At 54.7% G+C, this 18,208-nt stretch carries 14 protein-coding genes; 5 read left to right on the top strand and 9 right to left on the bottom strand.

Annotated elements, in window-relative coordinates; genetic code table 11:
• The first annotated feature begins 104 nt into the window (after nt 1–104).
• A complete protein-coding gene (locus RHN82_RS06035; RefSeq protein WP_003856439.1) occupies nt 105–338 on the top strand; it encodes a YgdI/YgdR family lipoprotein in 234 nt (77 codons plus the stop codon).
• A 48-nt stretch (nt 339–386) separates the two neighbouring features.
• Here RHN82_RS06035 and RHN82_RS06030 read toward each other — a convergent pair whose 3' ends face one another.
• Nucleotides 387–3,416 carry an autotransporter outer membrane beta-barrel domain-containing protein gene (locus RHN82_RS06030; RefSeq protein ID WP_057057036.1) on the bottom strand — a complete coding sequence of 1,010 codons (3,030 nt, stop codon included), beginning with the start codon at nt 3,414–3,416 and terminating at the stop codon, nt 387–389.
• Between the two features lie 373 nt (nt 3,417–3,789).
• Between RHN82_RS06030 and kefF the strand changes: the two genes are divergently transcribed.
• From kefF to folA, 3 genes are all read left to right on the top strand, one after another.
• Nucleotides 3,790–4,320 carry a glutathione-regulated potassium-efflux system oxidoreductase KefF gene (gene kefF / locus RHN82_RS06025; RefSeq protein WP_047051354.1) on the top strand — a complete coding sequence of 177 codons (531 nt, stop codon included), beginning with the start codon at nt 3,790–3,792 and terminating at the stop codon, nt 4,318–4,320.
• Nucleotides 4,313–6,178 carry a glutathione-regulated potassium-efflux system protein KefC gene (gene kefC, locus RHN82_RS06020; RefSeq protein WP_047051351.1) on the top strand — a complete coding sequence of 622 codons (1,866 nt, stop codon included), beginning with the start codon at nt 4,313–4,315 and terminating at the stop codon, nt 6,176–6,178. The genes kefF and kefC overlap by 8 nt, the downstream gene beginning before the upstream one ends.
• A gap of 114 nt (nt 6,179–6,292) precedes the next feature.
• Nucleotides 6,293–6,772 carry a type 3 dihydrofolate reductase gene (gene folA / locus RHN82_RS06015; protein ID WP_003856431.1) on the top strand — a complete coding sequence of 160 codons (480 nt, stop codon included), beginning with the start codon at nt 6,293–6,295 and terminating at the stop codon, nt 6,770–6,772.
• Between the two features lie 38 nt (nt 6,773–6,810).
• On the opposite strand, the gene apaH is transcribed toward folA, so the two are convergent.
• From apaH to lptD, 6 genes are read right to left on the bottom strand one after another with little or no spacing between them, the layout of a single operon-like run.
• Nucleotides 6,811–7,659 carry a bis(5'-nucleosyl)-tetraphosphatase (symmetrical) ApaH gene (apaH, locus tag RHN82_RS06010; protein ID WP_047051350.1) on the bottom strand — a complete coding sequence of 283 codons (849 nt, stop codon included), beginning with the start codon at nt 7,657–7,659 and terminating at the stop codon, nt 6,811–6,813.
• A 4-nt stretch (nt 7,660–7,663) separates the two neighbouring features.
• Entirely contained in the window at nt 7,664–8,041 is a 378-nt protein-coding gene (gene apaG / locus RHN82_RS06005; RefSeq protein WP_003856425.1) for a Co2+/Mg2+ efflux protein ApaG, read from the bottom strand.
• A gap of 3 nt (nt 8,042–8,044) precedes the next feature.
• A complete protein-coding gene (gene rsmA, locus RHN82_RS06000; protein ID WP_003856423.1) occupies nt 8,045–8,866 on the bottom strand; it encodes a 16S rRNA (adenine(1518)-N(6)/adenine(1519)-N(6))-dimethyltransferase RsmA in 822 nt (273 codons plus the stop codon).
• A complete protein-coding gene (pdxA, locus tag RHN82_RS05995) occupies nt 8,863–9,849 on the bottom strand; it encodes a 4-hydroxythreonine-4-phosphate dehydrogenase PdxA (protein ID WP_047051348.1) in 987 nt (328 codons plus the stop codon). Before pdxA ends, rsmA begins: the two co-directional genes overlap by 4 nt.
• Nucleotides 9,849–11,135, bottom strand: a complete 1,287-nt coding sequence (surA, locus tag RHN82_RS05990; protein WP_047051347.1) for a peptidylprolyl isomerase SurA — start codon at nt 11,133–11,135, stop codon at nt 9,849–9,851. Before surA ends, pdxA begins: the two co-directional genes overlap by 1 nt.
• A gap of 53 nt (nt 11,136–11,188) precedes the next feature.
• Nucleotides 11,189–13,540 (bottom strand): LPS assembly protein LptD, encoded by a 2,352-nt coding sequence (gene lptD / locus RHN82_RS05985; protein WP_047051345.1) that lies wholly within the window; start codon nt 13,538–13,540, stop codon nt 11,189–11,191.
• A gap of 239 nt (nt 13,541–13,779) precedes the next feature.
• Here lptD and djlA point away from each other — a divergent pair, with 239 nt between their 5' ends.
• Complete coding sequence (gene djlA / locus RHN82_RS05980) at nt 13,780–14,595, top strand: co-chaperone DjlA (protein WP_015572652.1); 816 nt, start codon at nt 13,780–13,782, stop codon at nt 14,593–14,595.
• A gap of 31 nt (nt 14,596–14,626) precedes the next feature.
• On the opposite strand, the gene rluA is transcribed toward djlA, so the two are convergent.
• Nucleotides 14,627–15,286 carry a bifunctional tRNA pseudouridine(32) synthase/23S rRNA pseudouridine(746) synthase RluA gene (gene rluA, locus RHN82_RS05975; protein ID WP_047051341.1) on the bottom strand — a complete coding sequence of 220 codons (660 nt, stop codon included), beginning with the start codon at nt 15,284–15,286 and terminating at the stop codon, nt 14,627–14,629.
• Nucleotides 15,287–15,298: 12 nt separating this feature from the next.
• Nucleotides 15,299–18,205: an RNA polymerase-associated protein RapA gene (rapA, locus tag RHN82_RS05970; protein WP_047051340.1), complete on the bottom strand. Its 2,907-nt coding sequence runs from the start codon at nt 18,203–18,205 to the stop codon at nt 15,299–15,301.
• Between the last annotated feature and the right edge of the window lie 3 nt (nt 18,206–18,208).

The raw sequence follows: 18,208 nt of genomic DNA, 5'->3' as shown, positions 1-18,208 counted from the left end.
TTACCCATCTTAAGAACCTTCTGGTTTTTCATCCGCTTTCAGTCAGTTAGCCTAAAATAGTTAGGTCGATAACGAAAATTCAACTGAGAGCAGGGGAAAACACCATGCAAAATAAACTACTGATCGCTTCCGTTCTGGCTGCCACCGCAATGTTCACCGTGGCGGGCTGTTCGTCCAATCAGGCCGTAAAAACCACCGATGGCAAAACGATTGTTACTGACGGGAAACCGCAGGTGGATGACGATACCGGTCTGGTATCGTACAAAAACGCCGAAACCGGTCAAACTGAACAGATTAACCGTGACCAGGTTAAATCAATGGGTGAGCTGGATAACTAAAAAAAAGCAGTGGCACATGCCACTGCTTTTTTGCTTCAGGATGATCGATTACCAGCGATGGTTTAACAAAATATGACCGCCGTAGGCGGCATAGCTGTTTTCACCCCACTCGCCGCTGGCACGCAGGGAGATTGTCGTGGTTTCGTTCAGGTTGCCGGTTACGCCCAGCTCTAACTGACCACGATCTTCCGGCGTATCGTTGCTGACGGTCTCGTCGTTGAATGCCAGATCGTTTTGACCAGCACCTTTCAACCAGTTAACCGCGACGTACGGCTGCCAGGCCTTGACGTCCTTCTGCTGGAAGTAGCTTGCTTTAACGCCGAGACGACCAAAGACGCTGTCATTGTCCAGGGTAGTGACGCGTACGCCGTCGCGATCGGTATGATTTTCCTGATCGAGATAGCTGTAGATCACCTGTGCCTGCGGCTCGATCTTCCAGGTACGTTCATTTTCAGACTGGATAACCCACGCGTGGCCGACTTCAACAGACGCGGCGAAACCTTCGCTATCGTAGTCTTCATCGTTGCGGTTGCTGGTGACCTTGTTGTTGTACCAGCTGTAAGCGGCCCAGGTATCAACGTAGCTGCCGAGACGTAATTTCTGATCTTCCTGCCAGGTGGCGTACAGCCCAACATTGAAGCCATCAACCTTACCCTGTGCGTCACGCACGTTGTGCTTCGCATCAGAGTGGGTCTTCGCCTGGCCTGCACCGAACATCCCGCCAGCACGCAGGATACCGTTATCCATTGGCTTGCTCATGAAATCGCTGCCGACTTGCAGTACGGTGGTGGTGGTGTCGTAGCTGACTTTATCGCCACCCGCATCGTTCTCGTGATAGCGACCCTTAACGTACATCCAGGTGTTCAGGTCGTCTTCATTGCGGAAGGTGATCTGGTCGCGATCGTCACGCTTATGCAGGAACATGCCCTGAGCGGCAAGGTAGTTGCCTAAGTAAGCACCCACTTCAGGCGCCATGACTTCCGGCGCATTGTTACCGCCGTTGTCGGTGTTACCGCCGTTGTCGGTGTTACCGCCGTTGTCGGTGTTGCCGCCGTTATCGGTGTTGCCGCCGTTGTCGGTGTTACCGCCGTTGTCAGTGTTGCCACCGTTGTCGGTGTTGCCGCCGTTATCGGTGTTGCCGCCGTTGTCGGTGTTGCCACCATCATCGGTGTTGCCGCCGTTGTCGGTGTTGCCACCATCATCGGTGTTGCCACCATCATCGGTGTTGCCGCCGTTGTCGGTGTTACCGCCATCATCGGTATTACCACCGTCATCGGTGTCGTCGGAAGGATCATCAGAAGGCGTCGCCTTTGATTCCAGATACCAGTTGCCGTCACTGTGCTGGTAGAGGTTATATTCCCAGGCGCCTGCGACGACCGGTTTTGCCAGCGTCAGTTGGGCTTCGGAACTGCCGCCGATGCTGACAATTTCCATACCGTTAATGGTTTGCGCGCCTGCGCCGCCAATGTTGGTAATGCTGACGCCGGACTGACCGAAGCTGCTGCCCGTAATAGTGAGGTGGTCAGTTGGTGAATTATCTTCACCCAGGGTGCTGTTCATCACGATCTGGCTACCGTCAGAGCCGGTGTAGTCGCCATTAATCGTAAAATTATTGCCAACGCTATTATCAGCCGCACTGAGTAACAGCGTGCCGCCATTAGTCACGTTGCCGTTGATGGTATCGACGCCGGAAGCGCTGAGCGTGGAGTTACCCTGGACGGCATTCCATGCCGCCAGCGTACCGCCGCTAAGAACCGCGATGTTGTTGTTTACTTCGCCTGCGGTGGCAAAGGTCGCACCATTTTTAACGGTAACGGTGGCGTTACTGCCCTTGACGCCGAGCGTTGCGCCGGTGGAGACCAGCGTGGTGCCGCCGTGCAGAACCGTATCCCCTGTGTAGCTATTTTTGCCCGTCAGGGTCAGGGTATTGGAGTCTACTTTTTCGACGTTACCGCTACCGGTCATGTCGGTGGCGAAAGTGAAATCGCTACCCTGATTAAAAATGACGGTACCGTTGTTAGTGAGCCCACCGCTGAGCGTCGCAGTTTTTTCGCCATCGCCCAGTTGCAGAGAGGCGTCTTTGGCCACCCGTGTATTACCGGTGTTGGATACGTCGCCCGCCAGGGTTAACGCGCCAGTCTCTACCAGCAAGGAGTCGCCAGAGCCAATAATGTCAATATTGCCCGACAGTGCCCAGCTTTCGCCGTTCATTGTGACGCTGGCAAAACCGTCCCCTTCATTCAGGCCGATAAAGTTACTGTCTTCCGTGCCCGTGCCGATCAGTGTCAGGGTGTTTCCCTTGGAATTTGTGGAAATAACGTCACCGATGAGGGTGGAACCAGTGTCGAGCAACAGCGTGTTAATTTCACTGCTGGCAAACATAATGGCGTTTGTTTCACCACTGATAGTTCCGCTATTCAAGATATCTAAATTTGCCGTATCTTTTGAACTGATGCCATTATCGGTTCCCTGCACAGTGCAACTGTTGATAACCTTAGTGTTGCCATAATCTGCCGTAATAGCGTCACCGTTTGTACCGATAATTGAGCCATAGTTATTTATGCCAATACCAGCCTGAGTACTCAGACCTGTTTTTCCTTTTATCATTCCGTTGCTGGTATTGGTAATGTTTAATGCGGAGGAACCTTTGCTGACAAACATGCCATTTTCCGCACCGATAATACTTCCACTGTTATTAAAATCACCGCGTAATGACTTAATATTCACAGCGTTTGCCGTAGTGGAGGAAATAGTTGCGCCGATGCCGTTATTAATGACAACGCTCTGTACACCCGTATTAATATTCAGGCCATTTCCCGTTCCAGAAATGTTCCCATTATTAGTGGCATTGTTGACTTTAAAACCTGAGACAGAAACGGCCGCCTCACTGTCAGCAGAGGAAATTGTGACATCTTGATTAATAACATATTCAGCATCGGCTGAAAAATCTTGAGGGACAGAGGTTGATTGATCAATGATTGCAGAAAACGCAACCGCTGGGGTGCATATTAACAAAGCAGGAAATATCTTCCCCAGAGTTTTGGTTGTATTATTTAATTTGAAGAATTTTTTGCTCATGTACACATCCATTTGAGTGAGAAGGAACATCAGATAACGTGTGTAACACGTATATTGACTATATTTAAGATTGAGCTAAAAACAAAAAGCATAAAATTATTATTTTTTCAATGAGTTATGTACAGGTTGATTTATTAAAATGTAACTTAAGATAATCTAAAAATATTTGTAAAAGATATGAGTGTATATAACCATTTTGCAGGGTTAATTCGTCGCTAGCGTGGTGCTTCTTCTTTCGCGTCAGTCGCGTTTGTATGGCGACAAAGGTTGCCATTCCTTGCGATTTACTTTGAAGCGGTCGTTAGCCTCTTTCAGTTGGGGGGGGAACTGTCTACACTCATTGCTACAAGAAAAGCAGAAGACAGGCATATTCATGGTTCTGATAATTTATGCGCACCCCTATCCGCAGCATTCGCATGCGAATAAGCGGATGCTTGAGCAGGCAAGGACGCTCGAAAACGTAGAGATACGTTCCCTCTATCAACTCTATCCAGATTTTAATATCGATGTCGCCGCCGAACAGGAGGCGCTCTCTCGTGCCGATCTGATCGTCTGGCAGCATCCGATGCAGTGGTACAGCACCCCTCCGCTGCTGAAATTGTGGATCGACAAAGTTTTCTCCCACGGTTGGGCATACGGACACAATGGCAAAGCGCTTCATGGCAAAAGCCTGATGTGGGCTGTTACCACCGGCGGGGGGGAAAGCCACTTTGAGATTGGCGCCTTCCCCGGATTTGACGTGCTGGCGCAGCCGCTCCAGGCTACTGCCCTGTACTGCGGTCTGAACTGGCTTCCGCCTTTTGCGATGCACTGTACCTTTGTCTGCGACGATGAAACCTTGCAGGCGCAGGCTCGTCACTACAAACAACGCTTACTTGAGTGGCAGGAGGCGCACAATGGATAGCCATACGCTGATACAGGCGCTGATTTATCTTGGCGCGGCGGCATTAATTGTGCCCGTGGCGGTTCGCCTGGGGCTGGGCTCGGTGCTCGGCTATCTGATTGCCGGGTGTGTGATTGGCCCCTGGGGCTTTCGGCTGGTGACGGATGCCGAGTCGATCCTGCATTTTGCGGAGATCGGCGTGGTGCTGATGCTGTTTGTGATTGGTCTGGAGCTGGATCCGCAGCGGCTGTGGAAGCTACGCGCCTCGGTGTTTGGCGGAGGCGCCCTGCAAATGCTGGCCTGCGGTCTGCTGTTGGGCGGGTTCTGCATTCTGCTGGGGATGGAGTGGAAAGTCGCGGAGCTGATCGGCATGACGCTGGCGCTCTCCTCGACGGCAATTGCCATGCAGGCAATGAACGAGCGTAACCTGACGGTGTCGCAAATGGGGCGCAGCACCTTCTCCGTACTGTTGTTCCAGGATATTGCCGCCATCCCGCTGGTGGCGATGATCCCGCTGCTGGCAGCCAGCGGCGCATCAACGACGCTGGGGGCATTTGCCTTATCCGCGCTGAAGGTTGTCGGTGCGCTGGCGCTGGTTGTTCTGCTTGGTCGCTACGTAACGCGCCCGCTGCTGCGCTTTGTGGCTCGCTCTGGCCTGCGCGAAGTCTTCAGCGCCGTTGCGTTATTCCTGGTGTTTGGGTTTGGATTGCTGCTGGAAGAGGCCGGGCTGTCGATGGCAATGGGCGCCTTCCTCGCAGGGGTCTTACTGGCAAGCTCTGAATACCGTCACGCGCTGGAAAGCGATATCGAGCCGTTTAAGGGATTGCTGCTGGGGCTGTTTTTCATCGGCGTCGGGATGTCTATTGACTTCGGGACGCTGGTGACCCATCCGCTGCGTATCATCATTCTGCTGGTGGGTTTCCTGGTCATTAAAATGGCGATGCTGTGGCTGATTGCCCGCCCGTTAAACGTGCCAAAACCGCAACGCCGCTGGTTTGCCGTGCTGCTGGGGCAGGGGAGTGAGTTTGCTTTCGTGGTCTTTGGCGCAGCGCAGATGGCAAATGTACTCGATCCGGAATGGGCAAAAGCGCTGACGCTGGCGGTTGCGCTGTCGATGGCGGCAACGCCGATCCTGCTGGTGCTGCTGACGCGTCTGGAAAAAACGGGAAGCGAACAGGAGCGAGAAGCCGATGAGATCGACGAGGAGCAGCCGCGGGTGATCATCGCCGGATTTGGCCGCTTCGGGCAGATTACCGGCCGTTTACTGCTCTCCAGCGGAGTCAAAATGGTTATCCTCGATCACGATCCTGACCATGTCGATACGCTGCGTAAATTCGATATGAAAGTGTTTTACGGTGATGCGACCCGGGTTGATCTGCTGGAATCCGCCGGGGCGGCGAAAGCCGAGGTGTTGATTAATGCCATTGACGATCCAGAAACCAGTATGCAGATGGTTGAGCTGGTCAAAGAGCATTTTCCGCATCTGACCATTATCTCCCGTGCGCGCGATGTGGATCATTACATCCAGCTGCGTCAGGCGGGTGTGGCAGCCCCTGAACGTGAAACCTTCGAAGGGGCGCTTAAATCTGGCCGCATGGCGCTGGAAAGCCTGGGACTCGGTGCGTATGAAGCCCGTGAGCGTGCCGATCTGTTCCGCCGTTTTAATCATGAGATGGTGGAAGAGATGGTGGCGATGGCGAGCAGTACGGCAACCGAACGCGCTGCGGTGTTTAAACGCACCAGCACCATGCTGACGGAGATCATCAACGAAGATCGTAATCACCTGTCGCTGGTTCAGCGCCACGGCTGGCAAGGGACGGAAGAGGGCAAGCATACCGGTGATCCTGCGGATGAACCGGAGAGTAAACCCTCTGCGTGAAGTGGAGTTGCCAGCAATATTAAAAAATTTCTAATTCTTTACCCTGCCGCCAGTCGACGAAAGATTAAGCTTTCCGTATAGTGGCGGCAATTTTTTGCATCCGGGAAATTTTCAATGATCAGTCTGATTGCAGCGCTGGCGGTAGACCGCGTTATCGGCATGGAAAACGCCATGCCGTGGAACCTGCCTGCCGATCTCGCATGGTTTAAACGTACTACGTTAAACAAGCCGGTAGTGATGGGCCGCCTGACCTGGGAGTCGATTGGTCGTCCATTGCCGGGTCGTAAGAATATTGTGATCAGTAGCCAGCCGGGCACTGACGATCGCGTTCAGTGGGTTAAGTCCGTTGATGAAGCCATTGCCGCCTGCGGAGATGCCGAAGAGATCATGGTGATCGGCGGCGGGCGTGTGTATGAGCAGTTCCTGCCAAAAGCGCAGAAACTGTATCTGACGCACATTGATGCGGAAGTGGAAGGGGATACCCATTTCCCGGATTACGATCCGGACGAGTGGGAGTCTGTATTCAGTGAGTTTCACGATGCGGATGCGCAGAACTCGCACAGCTACTGCTTCGAAATTCTGGAACGTCGTTAACGGTTTTATCCTCTCCCGGTGGGAGAGGATAAACATCCTCAGGAAGCGACCGCCTCACCCTCGCCTAAGTCCAGCTGTCGGTTGGATGGCTGCACAAAGTAGGTTTTATCTTCCCAGCGTAAGCAGGTTAAATCCCCGCCCCAGCAGCATCCGGTATCCAGCGCGTAGATATTTTCCGGGGTGCCTTTTCCTTCCAGCGATGCCCAGTGCCCAAATACCACGCTGTATTCGTCAGTCACGGGGCCAGGAATGGCAAACCACGGCTTAAGCGGTGCAGGGGCATTTTCCGGCGTATCTTTGCAATACATATCCAGCTGCCCGTTCGGGAAGCAGTAGCGCATGCGCGTAAAGGCATTGGTGATAAAACGCAGTCGCGCCAGGCCGCTGAGGTCATCACTCCAGTTATTCGGCATGTCGCCATACATCGCATCCAGGAAGAACGGATAGGAGTCGCTCGCCAGCACCGCTTCGGCGTCGCGCGCGCAGGTTTTTGCCGTCTCAAGATCCCACTGAGGCGTGATGCCGGCATGCGCCATCACCAGCTTTTTCTCTTCGTCAATCTGTAGCAGCGGCTGGCGACGCAGCCAGTTGAGCAACTCATCGGCATCCGGTGCTTCCAGCAGGGGGGTAATGCGATCTTTCGGCTTATTACGGCTGATCCCGGCGTATACGGCCAGCAGATGCAGATCGTGGTTGCCCAGCACCATACGCACGTTGTCACCCAGCGATTTGACATAGCGGAGGACTTCCAGGGAACCGGGACCGCGCGCCACTAAGTCGCCCGTCAGCCAGAGCGTGTCCTGCCCGGGGGTGAAGTCGACCTGTTTTAATAATGCGATCAGTTCATCGTAGCAACCGTGAACGTCGCCAATCAGATATGTAGACATTAGATTAATGAATAAGTGTAGGTACGGCGAGACGGAATACGGGAATAGCAATGCGGAAAGCATTACCGTCGGCATCGACCATTTCGTAATGGCCCTGCATGGTACCCAGCGGCGTTTCAATGACCGCGCCGCTGGTGTACTGATACTCTTCGCCAGGGGCGATATGGGGTTGTTCACCGACCACACCTTCGCCCTGGACTTCAATTTCACGGCCATTGCCGTTGGTGATAAGCCAGTAGCGCCCGAGCAGTTGCACAGGCATCCGCCCCAGATTGCGAATGGTTACGGTATAAGCAAAGACAAAACGTTCTTCATCCGGTGTGGATTGGGACTCAATGTAGACGCTTTGAACCTGAACACAGACGCGGGGCGAATCAATCATGGCTTAGCTCTCCTTCGGCGGCGCATTGTCGCTGATGTAATTAGCCAGCTTGCAGTACTGCTCTACGGAAATATTTTCCGCACGCATTGCCGGGTCGATACCCAACTCAGCTAATACGTCAACGGTAAACAGATTGCCAAGGCTGTTACGAATCGTTTTACGGCGCTGGTTAAAGGCTTCTGTCGTGATACGGCTCAGTACGCGCAGGTCTTTAACCGGGTACGGCATCGTTTTATGTGGCACCAGGCGCACAACCGCAGAATCTACTTTTGGCGGCGGCGTGAACGCGGAAGGCGGTACTTCTAATACCGGGATCACGTTGCAGTAATATTGCGCCATCACGCTTAAACGACCATACGCTTTACTGTTCGGCCCTGCAACCAGACGGTTAACGACCTCTTTTTGCAACATGAAGTGCATGTCGGCAATGGCATCAGTATAGCTAAACAGATGGAACATCAGCGGGGTGGAGATGTTGTACGGCAGGTTACCGAACACGCGCAGCGGCTGTCCCATTTTTTCTGACAGTTCGCCAAAGTTCATGGTCATCGCATCCTGCTGATAAATCGTCAGCTTCGGCCCGAGGAACGGGTGCGTTTGCAGACGTGCGGCCAGATCGCGGTCGAGTTCGATAACGGTCAGTTCGTCGAGGCGTTCGCCTACCGGCTCGGTCAGCGCGGCAAGACCCGGGCCGATTTCGACCATGGCCTGACCTTTCTGCGGATTAATGGCAGAAACGATACTGTCGATCACAAACTGATCGTTGAGGAAGTTTTGCCCGAAGCGTTTACGGGCTAAGTGGCCCTGATGGACTCGATTAGTCATTGAGTATTAACAATCATTTTGATGGCGAGATTAAGCGCCGTAATAAAACTGCCGACATCCGCTTTTCCCTGGCCTGCCAGATCCAGCGCAGTACCGTGGTCAACGGACGTTCGAATAAAGGGTAAACCGAGGGTGATATTCACCCCGCGGCCAAAGCCCTGGTATTTTAGCACGGGCAGACCCTGATCGTGGTACATCGCGAGTACGGCGTCGGCATTATCCAGGTATTTGGGCTGGAAAAGGGTGTCGGCAGGCAGTGGCCCGCTGAGGTTCATCCCCTTCGCCCGCATCTCCTCAAGCACCGGAATGATGGTGTCGATCTCTTCGGTGCCCATATGTCCGCCCTCACCCGCGTGCGGATTCAGGCCACAAACCAGCACATGCGGCTGCGGAATGCCGAATTTGGTTTGCAGATCGTGATGCAAAATGCCGATGATCTCGCGCAGGAGTTCAGGCGTAATGGCATCCGGAATGGCTTTGATCGGCAGGTGCGTTGTTACCAGCGCAACGCGCATTGCTTCGGTTGCCAGCATCATCACCACTTTCGGGCTGTGCGAACGCTCTTCGAAAAATTCGGTATGCCCGGTAAACGGAATGCCCGCGTCATTGATCACGCCTTTATGCACCGGACCGGTGATCAGGGCGGCAAATTCGCCCTGAAGGCAACCGTCACAGGCGCGCGCCAGCGTCTCGACAACGTAGTGGCCGTTTTCGATGTGTAACTCACCGGGGACAACAGGCGCACGGAGCGGAACAGAAAGCAGGGTGAGAGTGCCAGCCTGCTGCGGTGCGGGCTGTTGGCCTTCAACGTAAGGGAGGAGCGTTAAAGGCAGACCGAGCAAGGCTGCCCGGTCTTGTAACAGTGTTGCATCTGCGCAGACAACCAACTCTACCGGCCAGCTGCGCTGGGCGAGCTGAACCACAAGGTCAGGCCCAATCCCGGCGGGTTCGCCGGGGGTGATCACAACACGATGCGGTTTCATCAGTTGCTCAACACTTTCACGTAAGCGCTGGCGCGTTGTTCCTGCATCCAGGTTGCGGCTTCTTCAGAGAACTTACGGTTAAACAGCATGCGATACGCGCGGTCTTTCTGCGCCGCGTCGGTTTTATCCACGTTGCGCGTGTCCATCAGCTGGATCAGATGCCAGCCGAAGGAGGAGTGCACCGGCGCGCTCATCTGGCCTTTATTCAGCTTCATTAACGCATCGCGGAAAGCCGGATCGTAGATATCCGCTGCCGCCCAACCCAGGTCACCGCCCTGGTTTGCAGAGCCAGGATCCTGAGAGAACTCTTTTGCTGCTTTATCGAAGGTGGTTTTACCGCTCTTGATGTCTGCGGCGATCTGTTCCAGCTTCGCACGGGCCTGATCGTCAGTCATGATCGGAGACGGCTTAAGCAGGATATGACGGGCATGCACTTCGGTAACCGAAATGTTCTGGCTCTGGCCGCGCAGGTCGTTCACTTTCAGAATGTGGAAGCCCACACCGGAACGGATTGGACCGACGATATCGCCTTTCTTGGCGGTGCTCAGCGCCTGGGCAAACAGGGATGGCAGCTCCTGAATACGCCCCCAGCCCATCTGGCCGCCTTTCAGCGCCTGCTGGTCAGCGGAATAGGTGATCGCCAGCTTGCCGAAGTCATCGCCATTACGCGCCTGCTCAACGATAGCGCGCGCCTGGCTTTCCGCCTCAGCCGCCTGATCGGAGGTTGGGTTTTCCGGCAGTGGGATCAGGATGTGGCTCAGGTTAAGCTCGGTGCTGGCATCATTCTGATTCCCCACCTGTTTTGCCAGGGCATCCACTTCCTGCGGCAGGATGGTGACGCGGCGACGGACTTCATTGTTACGCACTTCTGAAATCAGCATCTCTTTACGGATCTGATTACGGTAGGTGGCGTAGCTGATGCCGTCATAGGCCAGGCGGCTACGCATCTGGTCCGGGGTAATGTTGTTCTGCTTTGCAATGTTGGCGATCGCCTGATCGAGCTGCTCGTCAGAGATCTTCACACCCATTTTCTGGCCCATCTGAAGAACAATCTGATCCATGATCAGACGTTCCAGGATCTGGTGGCGCAGCGTAGCGTCATCCGGAAGCTGTTGACCTGCTTCGCCCGAGTTGAGCTTTACAGATTTCATCAAACCGTCAACGTCACTTTCAAGCACGACGCCGTTGTTAACCACAGCCGCGACTTTATCGACAACCTGTGGGGCCGCGAAGCTGGTATTCGCAACCATAGCGACACCGAGTAGCAGCGTTTTCCAGTTCTTCATACTTTTTCCATTTCAATTAACCGCAAAGCGGATTACGTTGTAAATCAAGCACATTACAATGAACTACGATACGGCAGAATGTTCGAGCGCAGCATCTGCTGCGTGCCCAGACCGTAGTTAGAACTCAGGCCGCGCAATTCGATATTAAAGCCAATCACGTTATCGTATTTGCCCTGACTGTTTTGCGTATCCCAGCCGTTAAGTTTGCGTTCGTAACCGACACGTATTGCGTAACAGCAGGAGTTATATTGCAGACCCAGCATCTGGTCAGCAGGTTTTTGGGCATTCGTGTCATAGTAGTAGGCTCCGACGACTGACCAACGATCGGCAATCGGCCAGCTCGCGGCGGTACCCACCTGTGAAATACCGTCTTTGTATTGGTCTGTATTCGCATAGTTTGGCAGTGTCGCCTGGATATACTCCGGGCTGGCGTAACGGTACGTCAACTGCAACATGCGGTCTTCATCACGACGATATTCGATGGCAGCGCTGCCCGTCGCGATATTGTCCAGTCGTGTATCGTACTGAACACCACCGCGCAGACCCCAACGATCCGTCATGCGCCAGTAGGTGTCGCCCGCCCATACCAGTGAGCCCGTTTTGTTGTCTTTCTCCCAGTTAATGTCGTCATCACCGGTACGAGACTCGGTGAAATAGTAGATTTGACCAACAGAAACGTTAAAACGTTCAACGGCAGCATCATCATATACGCGCGTTGTGACGCCGGTCGTTAACTGGTTAGCAGACGCAATACGGTCAAGGCCGCCGTAGGTACGGTCACGGAACAGGCCGCTGTAGTCTGATTGCAGGAAGGACGAGTCATAGTTTTGAATTTTGCTCTGATCGCGATAAGGCACGTACAGATACTGCATACGTGGCTCAAGCGTCTGGGTGTATCCATCCGCGAGAAGAGCCATATCACGTTCGAAAATCAGCTTCCCGTCCATTTTGAATTGCGGAAGCGTACGGTTTACCGATTCTTCAAGATCGGTGCCATAACGTTTGTTATACCAGTCCAGATTCTTCTGCTGGTAGTGGGTGGCCATCACTTTGGCTTCGGTATTCAGACTCGCCCAGTCGTTTGACCACGGCAGGTTGATCGTCGGCTCGATATGCAGACGCGTTGATTCCGGCATATCCGAGTTGGTGTTGACGAAATGGACCGCCTGAGCGTAAACGTGCGTGTCGAAAGGGCCCACATCGTTCTGGTACCAGTTCACGTCCAGCTGCGGCTCGGCACCATAGGTACTACGCGATTGCGTATCAAACACCTGGAACTGTTTGGTCGACACCGTCGCGTCAAAGTTCTCAATGGCGTAGCCTACGCTGAATTTCTGCGTGGCGTAACCGTCGGTACTGGAGCCGTATTTAGAATCAAAGTCGTTGAAGTAATACGGATCGCTGACTTTGGTGTAGTCGATGTTGAAGCGCCACACCTGATCCAATACCCCGGCGTGCTTCCAGTAGTACATCCAGCGGTGCTTATCACCTTCGCTCGGATGCTCGTCCTGGAACACCTTATCTGATGGCAGATAATCAAATTCCATCAGACCCGCGCCCGCCTTGGTCAGATAGCGGAATTCGTTCTCCCACATGATGTTACCGCGCTTATGGATATAGTGCGGCGTGATCGTGGCGTCCATGTTGGGCGCAATGTTCCAGTAGTACGGCAGGTAGAACTCAAAGTAGTTCGACGTGCTGTACTTGGCGTTCGGGATCAGGAAACCTGAACGACGTTTGTCACCCACAGGCAGTTGCAGGTAAGGACTATAGAAAATGGGCACCGGGCCGAGTTTAAAACGGGCGTTCCAGATCTCTGCAACCTGTTCTTCACGGTCGTGGATCACTTCACTGCCCACCACGCTCCAGGTATTTGACCCTGGCAAACAGGAGGTAAACGTGCCGTTTTCGAGAATGGTGTAGCGGTTTTCGCCGCGCTGCTTCATCAGGTCTGCGGTACCGCGCCCCTGACGACCGACCATCTGGTAATCACCTTCCCAGACGTTGGTGTCTTTGGTATTCAGATTCGACCAGGCTTTCGGACCTTTCAGGATGACCTGATTGTCGTCATAGTGCACATTACCCAGCGCATCCACCGTACGGACAGGCGCCTGAGCACCTTCCGGTTGCTTCTGGTGCAATTGCACTTCGTCAGCAAGCAGGCGACTGTTGCCCTGGTTAATATCGACATTGCCCGTAAAGGTCGCATTGTCAGGATAATTACCTTTTGCGCTGTCGGCATTAATGGTGACGGGTAAGTCATTCGTATCGCCTTTCACCAGTGGGCGATTGTAACTTGGGACGCCAAGCATACACTGCGAGGCGAGATCGGCTGCGAGCCCCTGTTGGCTATACAGGGCGGTGCCAATCATTGTGGCCAGAAGGGTGGGGATACGTTTTTTCATACGTTGTATTTTATTGTTCCGTCATCAGTGGCTACGGCTTACAAACGCTCAGAGACTATCTTACTCATCAGCGCAGTACCAGCGTTAATCCTGCCCGTTTGCGCGCCAGAGTGTTAGGCTCGCTATCGAATGACGAGTATGATAATGCAAATTATAGGCGATGTCCCTCAATTGACCGTGGCGCGACCACTGTAATGATGGCGTTGCGTCGGCCAGGAACATGACCATTCGGGGAGTATATGCAGTATTGGGGTAAAATAATCGGCGTTGCGTTCGCAATTATTATGGGTGCCGGATTCTGGGGCGTCGTTCTTGGCCTCATTATCGGCCATATGTTTGATAAAGCACGCAGCCGCAAAATGGCCTGGTTTGCCAACCAGCGCGAGCGCCAGTCACTCTTTTTCTCCACCACCTTCGAGGTGATGGGGCACTTAACCAAATCAAAAGGACGCGTAACGGAAGCCGATATTCAGGTGGCCAGCGTCTTTATGGATCGCATGAATCTGCACGGCGAATCCCGCATCGCGGCGCAGAATGCGTTCCGGATTGGTAAATCAGATCACTACCCGCTGCGTGAAAAAATGCGGCAGTTCCGTAGCATCTGTTTCGGGCGTTTTGATTTAATTCGGATGTTTCTGGAAATTCAAATCCAGGCCGCCTTCGCGGATGGCTCTCTGCATCCGAATGAACGGGACGTCCTGTATGTGATTGCTGAAGAGCTGGGCATTTCCCGCATGCAGTTCGATCAGTTCCTGCGCATGATGCAGGGCGGCGCGCACTTTGGCGGCGGTTATCAGCAGCAATCGTCCGGCGGCGGCTGGCAGCAGGCGCAGCGTGGCCCTACGCTTGAAGATGCCTGTAACGTCCTCGGCGTGAAGCCGTCTGACGATGTCACGACCATCAAACGCGCCTATCGTAAGCTGATGAGCGAGCACCATCCGGATAAGCTGGTGGCGAAAGGCCTGCCGCCAGAGATGATGGAAATGGCGAAACAAAAAGCGCAGGAAATCCAGAAAGCCTACGAGCTGATTAAAGAGCAGAAAGGTTTTAAATAAAAAAATGGCCCGACACAGTCGGGCCATTTTTTCAGAAGTCCACCGGGGCTTTGAACGTCATGGCGTTGCCGAAAGCAGGGTGGGTGATGGTGAGCGTCTGCGCATGCAGTTGCAGGCGCGGCGCTAACGCCAGCGCTTCCGGCGGCGCATAGAATCTGTCCCCCAGAATGGGGTGACCCATCGCAAGCATATGCACACGCAGCTGGTGGGAGCGCCCGGTAATCGGCTTCAGCAGAACGCGCGCGGTGTTATCCTGCGCGTACTCCAGCACTTCATACTCGGTTTGCGCGGCCTTGCCGGTTTCATAACACACCTTCTGCTTTGGCCGGTTCGGCCAGTCGCAAATCAGCGGTAAATCCACCAGCCCTTCCGCCTGCGCCGGATGGCCCCAGACGCGGGCGACATACTGCTTCTTCGGCTCGCGCTCGCGGAACTGACGCTTCAGCTCACGTTCTGCCGCTTTATTCAGAGCCACCACAATCACACCGCTGGTCGCCATATCCAGACGATGGACAGACTCGGCCTGGGGATAATCACGCTGGATACGCGTCATCACGCTGTCTTTATGCTCTTCCAGACGCCCCGGCACGGATAACAAGCCGCTCGGCTTGTTAACCACCATAATATGCTCGTCCTGATACAGAATGACCAGCCACGGATCCATCGGGGGATTGTAGGGCTCCATTACCATCTTGCGCTCCGCTTACTGATGCGTCACAACGATAAGACGCAGGGCATCGAGACGCCACCCCGCCTGATTCAGGCTTTCCAGCACCTGCTGGCGGTTGCTCTCAATGGCGGCCAGCTCATCGTCACGAATGTTCGGGTTCACCGCTTTCAACGCTTCCAGACGCGACAGCTCGGCAGAAAGTTTCTCATCGGCTTCGCTACGCGCCGCATCGATCAGTTCTCTGGCCGCTTTTTCGGCCTGGGCTTCACCCAGTTGCAGAATGGCATGCACGTCCTGCTGCACCGCATTCACCAGCTTGCTGCCGGTATGGCGGTTCACCGCGCTCAGCTGACGGTTGAAGCTTTCAAACTCCACCTGGCCGGCCAGGTTCGTACCGTTTTTATCCAGCAGCAGACGCACCGGGGTTGGTGGCAGGAAGCGGTTAAGCTGAAGCTGTTTCGGCGCCTGCGCTTCCACAACGTAGATCAGCTCCACCAGCAGCGTGCCCACAGGCAAAGCTTTGTTCTTCAACAGGGAGATGGTGCTGCTGCCGGTATCGCCGGAGAGGATCAGATCCAGACCGTTGCGGATCAGCGGGTGCTCCCAGGTGATGAACTGTGCATCTTCGCGGGACAGCGCCACATCACGCTCAAAGGTGATGGTGCAACCGTCTTCCGGCAGGCCCGGGAAATCCGGCACCAGCATATGATCGGACGGGGTCAGCACGATCATGTTCTCGCCGCGATCGTCCTGGTTAATGCCGACGATGTCGAACAGGTTCATGGAGAAGCTGATCAGGCTGGTGTCATCGTCCTGTTCTTCGATACTTTCGGCCAGCTGCTGCGCTTTTTCACCGCCGTTGGAGTGGATCTCCAGCAGGCGATCGCGCCCCTGCTCCAGCTGAGCTTTCAGCGCGTCGTGCTTCTCTCGACAGGATTTGATCAGCTCATCAAAGCCCTCGGTGTTTTCCGGCGCCGCGAGGTAACCGATCAGATCCGCATGTACCTGATCGTAAATGGTGCGGCCGGTCGGGCAGGTATGTTCAAACGCATCCAGGCCTTCGTGGTACCAGCGAACCAGAACGGACTGGGCAGTTTTCTCCAGATACGGAACGTGGATCTGAATATCGTGCGCCTGACCGATACGATCCAGACGGCCGATACGCTGCTCCAGCAGATCCGGGTTAAACGGCAGATCGAACATCACCAGATTGCTGGCGAACTGGAAGTTACGGCCTTCAGAACCGATTTCGGAGCACAGCAGAACCTGCGCGCCGCTGTCCTCTTCACTAAACCACGCCGCAGCGCGGTCGCGCTCGATAATAGACATGCCTTCATGGAACACGGCGGCGCGAATACCTTCGCGCTCGCGCAGCACTTGTTCAAGTTGCAGGGCGGTGGCTGCCTTGGCGCAGATCACCAGCACCTTCCGGGAACGGTGCGCGGTCAGATAACCCATCAACCACTCCACGCGCGGATCGAAGTTCCACCAGGTGCCGGTGTCGCCTTCAAATTCCTGATAAATCTGCTCCGGGTAGAGCATGTCGCGCGCGCGATCTTCCGCAGATTTACGGGTGCCCATAATGCCGGAGACTTTAATCGCCGTCTGGTACTGGGTCGGCAGCGGCAGTTTGATGGTGTGCAGCTCGCGTTTCGGGAAGCCTTTCACGCCGTTACGGGTGTTACGGAACAGCACGCGGCTGGTGCCGTGACGGTCCATCAGCATGTCGATCAGCTCTTTACGCGCGGATCCCGCATTATCGCTGTCGCTGTTCGCGGCCTGGAGCAGCGGCTCAATATCCTGCTCGCCGATCAGATCGCTGAGAGTGTTAAGCTCATCATTAGAGAGACGATTACCGGCCAGCAGCAGCGCGACGGCGTCCGCCACCGGACGGTAGTTTTTCTGCTCTTCAACAAACTGCTCAAAATCGTGGAAACGGTTCGGATCGAGCAGGCGCAGACGGGCGAAGTGGCTCTCAAGACCCAGCTGCTCCGGGGTGGCGGTCAGAAGCAGAACGCCCGGTACGCGCTCGGCAAGCTGCTCAATCGCCATGTATTCACGGCTTGGCGCATCTTCGCTCCAGACCAGGTGGTGTGCTTCGTCGACGACCAGCAGATCCCATTCTGCGTCGCACAGGTGCTCCAGGCGCTGCTTGCTGCGGCGCACGAAGTCCAGGGAACAAATGACCAGCTGTTCGGTTTCAAACGGGTTGTCCGCGTCGTGCTGGGCTTCGGCATAGCGCTCGTCGTCAAACAGGGAGAAGCGCAGGTTAAAGCGGCGCAGCATCTCGACCAGCCACTGATGTTGCAGCGTTTCCGGCACCACAATCAGCACGCGCTCGGCAGCGCCAGAGAGCAGCTGCTGGTGCAGGATCATGCCTGCTTCGATGGTTTTACCCAGGCCCACTTCGTCAGCCAGCAGCACGCGAGGCGCATGGCGACGGCCCACGTCATGGGCGATATTCAGCTGATGGGGAATAAGGCTGGTACGCTGACCACGCAGGCCGCTCCACGGCATGCGGTACTGTTCACTCTGGAACTTACGCGCGCGGTAGCGCAGGGAGAAGCGATCCATTCGGTCGATTTGCCCGGCAAACAGACGGTCCTGCGGCTTGCTGAAAACCAGTTTGCTGTCGAGCAGCACTTCACGCAGGATAACATTCGTCTCGTCGGTATCAAGACGCGTACCGATGTAGGCGAGCAGTCCATTCTCTTCTTTTACGTCTTCAACCTTCAGCTGCCAGCCTTCGTGGCTGGTCACGGTGTCGCCCGGATTGAACATTACGCGGGTAACAGGGGAGTCATTGCGAGCGTACAGGCGGTTTTCACCGGTAGCAGGGAAAAGGAGGGTAACCATGCGCGCATCGACGGCAACGACGGTTCCTAATCCAAGTTCGCTTTCTGTATCGCTGATCCAGCGTTGACCAAGTGTAAAAGGCATAGT

Source organism: Enterobacter cloacae complex sp. EB5, assembly GCF_031432835.1.
GTDB lineage: Bacteria > Pseudomonadota > Gammaproteobacteria > Enterobacterales > Enterobacteriaceae > Enterobacter > Enterobacter hormaechei_C.
This window is presented reverse-complemented; position numbering and strand designations above follow the sequence as displayed.

Excerpts from the sequence above, each read along its gene's own strand:
- rsmA (WP_003856423.1), bottom strand. The coding sequence starts at position 8,866 with ATGACTAATCGAGTCCATCAGGGCCACTTAGCCCGTAAACGCTTCGGG.
- rapA (WP_047051340.1), bottom strand. The coding sequence starts at position 18,205 with ATGCCTTTTACACTTGGTCAACGCTGGATCAGCGATACAGAAAGCGAA.
- lptD (WP_047051345.1), bottom strand. The coding sequence starts at position 13,540 with ATGAAAAAACGTATCCCCACCCTTCTGGCCACAATGATTGGCACCGCC.
- pdxA (WP_047051348.1), bottom strand. The coding sequence starts at position 9,849 with ATGAAACCGCATCGTGTTGTGATCACCCCCGGCGAACCCGCCGGGATT.
- folA (WP_003856431.1), top strand. The coding sequence starts at position 6,293 with ATGATCAGTCTGATTGCAGCGCTGGCGGTAGACCGCGTTATCGGCATG.
- kefC (WP_047051351.1), top strand. The coding sequence starts at position 4,313 with ATGGATAGCCATACGCTGATACAGGCGCTGATTTATCTTGGCGCGGCG.
- surA (WP_047051347.1), bottom strand. The coding sequence starts at position 11,135 with ATGAAGAACTGGAAAACGCTGCTACTCGGTGTCGCTATGGTTGCGAAT.
- djlA (WP_015572652.1), top strand. The coding sequence starts at position 13,780 with ATGCAGTATTGGGGTAAAATAATCGGCGTTGCGTTCGCAATTATTATG.
- RHN82_RS06030 (WP_057057036.1), bottom strand. The coding sequence starts at position 3,416 with ATGAGCAAAAAATTCTTCAAATTAAATAATACAACCAAAACTCTGGGG.
- apaG (WP_003856425.1), bottom strand. The coding sequence starts at position 8,041 with ATGATTGATTCGCCCCGCGTCTGTGTTCAGGTTCAAAGCGTCTACATT.
- rluA (WP_047051341.1), bottom strand. The coding sequence starts at position 15,286 with ATGGTAATGGAGCCCTACAATCCCCCGATGGATCCGTGGCTGGTCATT.
- RHN82_RS06035 (WP_003856439.1), top strand. The coding sequence starts at position 105 with ATGCAAAATAAACTACTGATCGCTTCCGTTCTGGCTGCCACCGCAATG.
- kefF (WP_047051354.1), top strand. The coding sequence starts at position 3,790 with ATGGTTCTGATAATTTATGCGCACCCCTATCCGCAGCATTCGCATGCG.
- apaH (WP_047051350.1), bottom strand. The coding sequence starts at position 7,659 with ATGTCTACATATCTGATTGGCGACGTTCACGGTTGCTACGATGAACTG.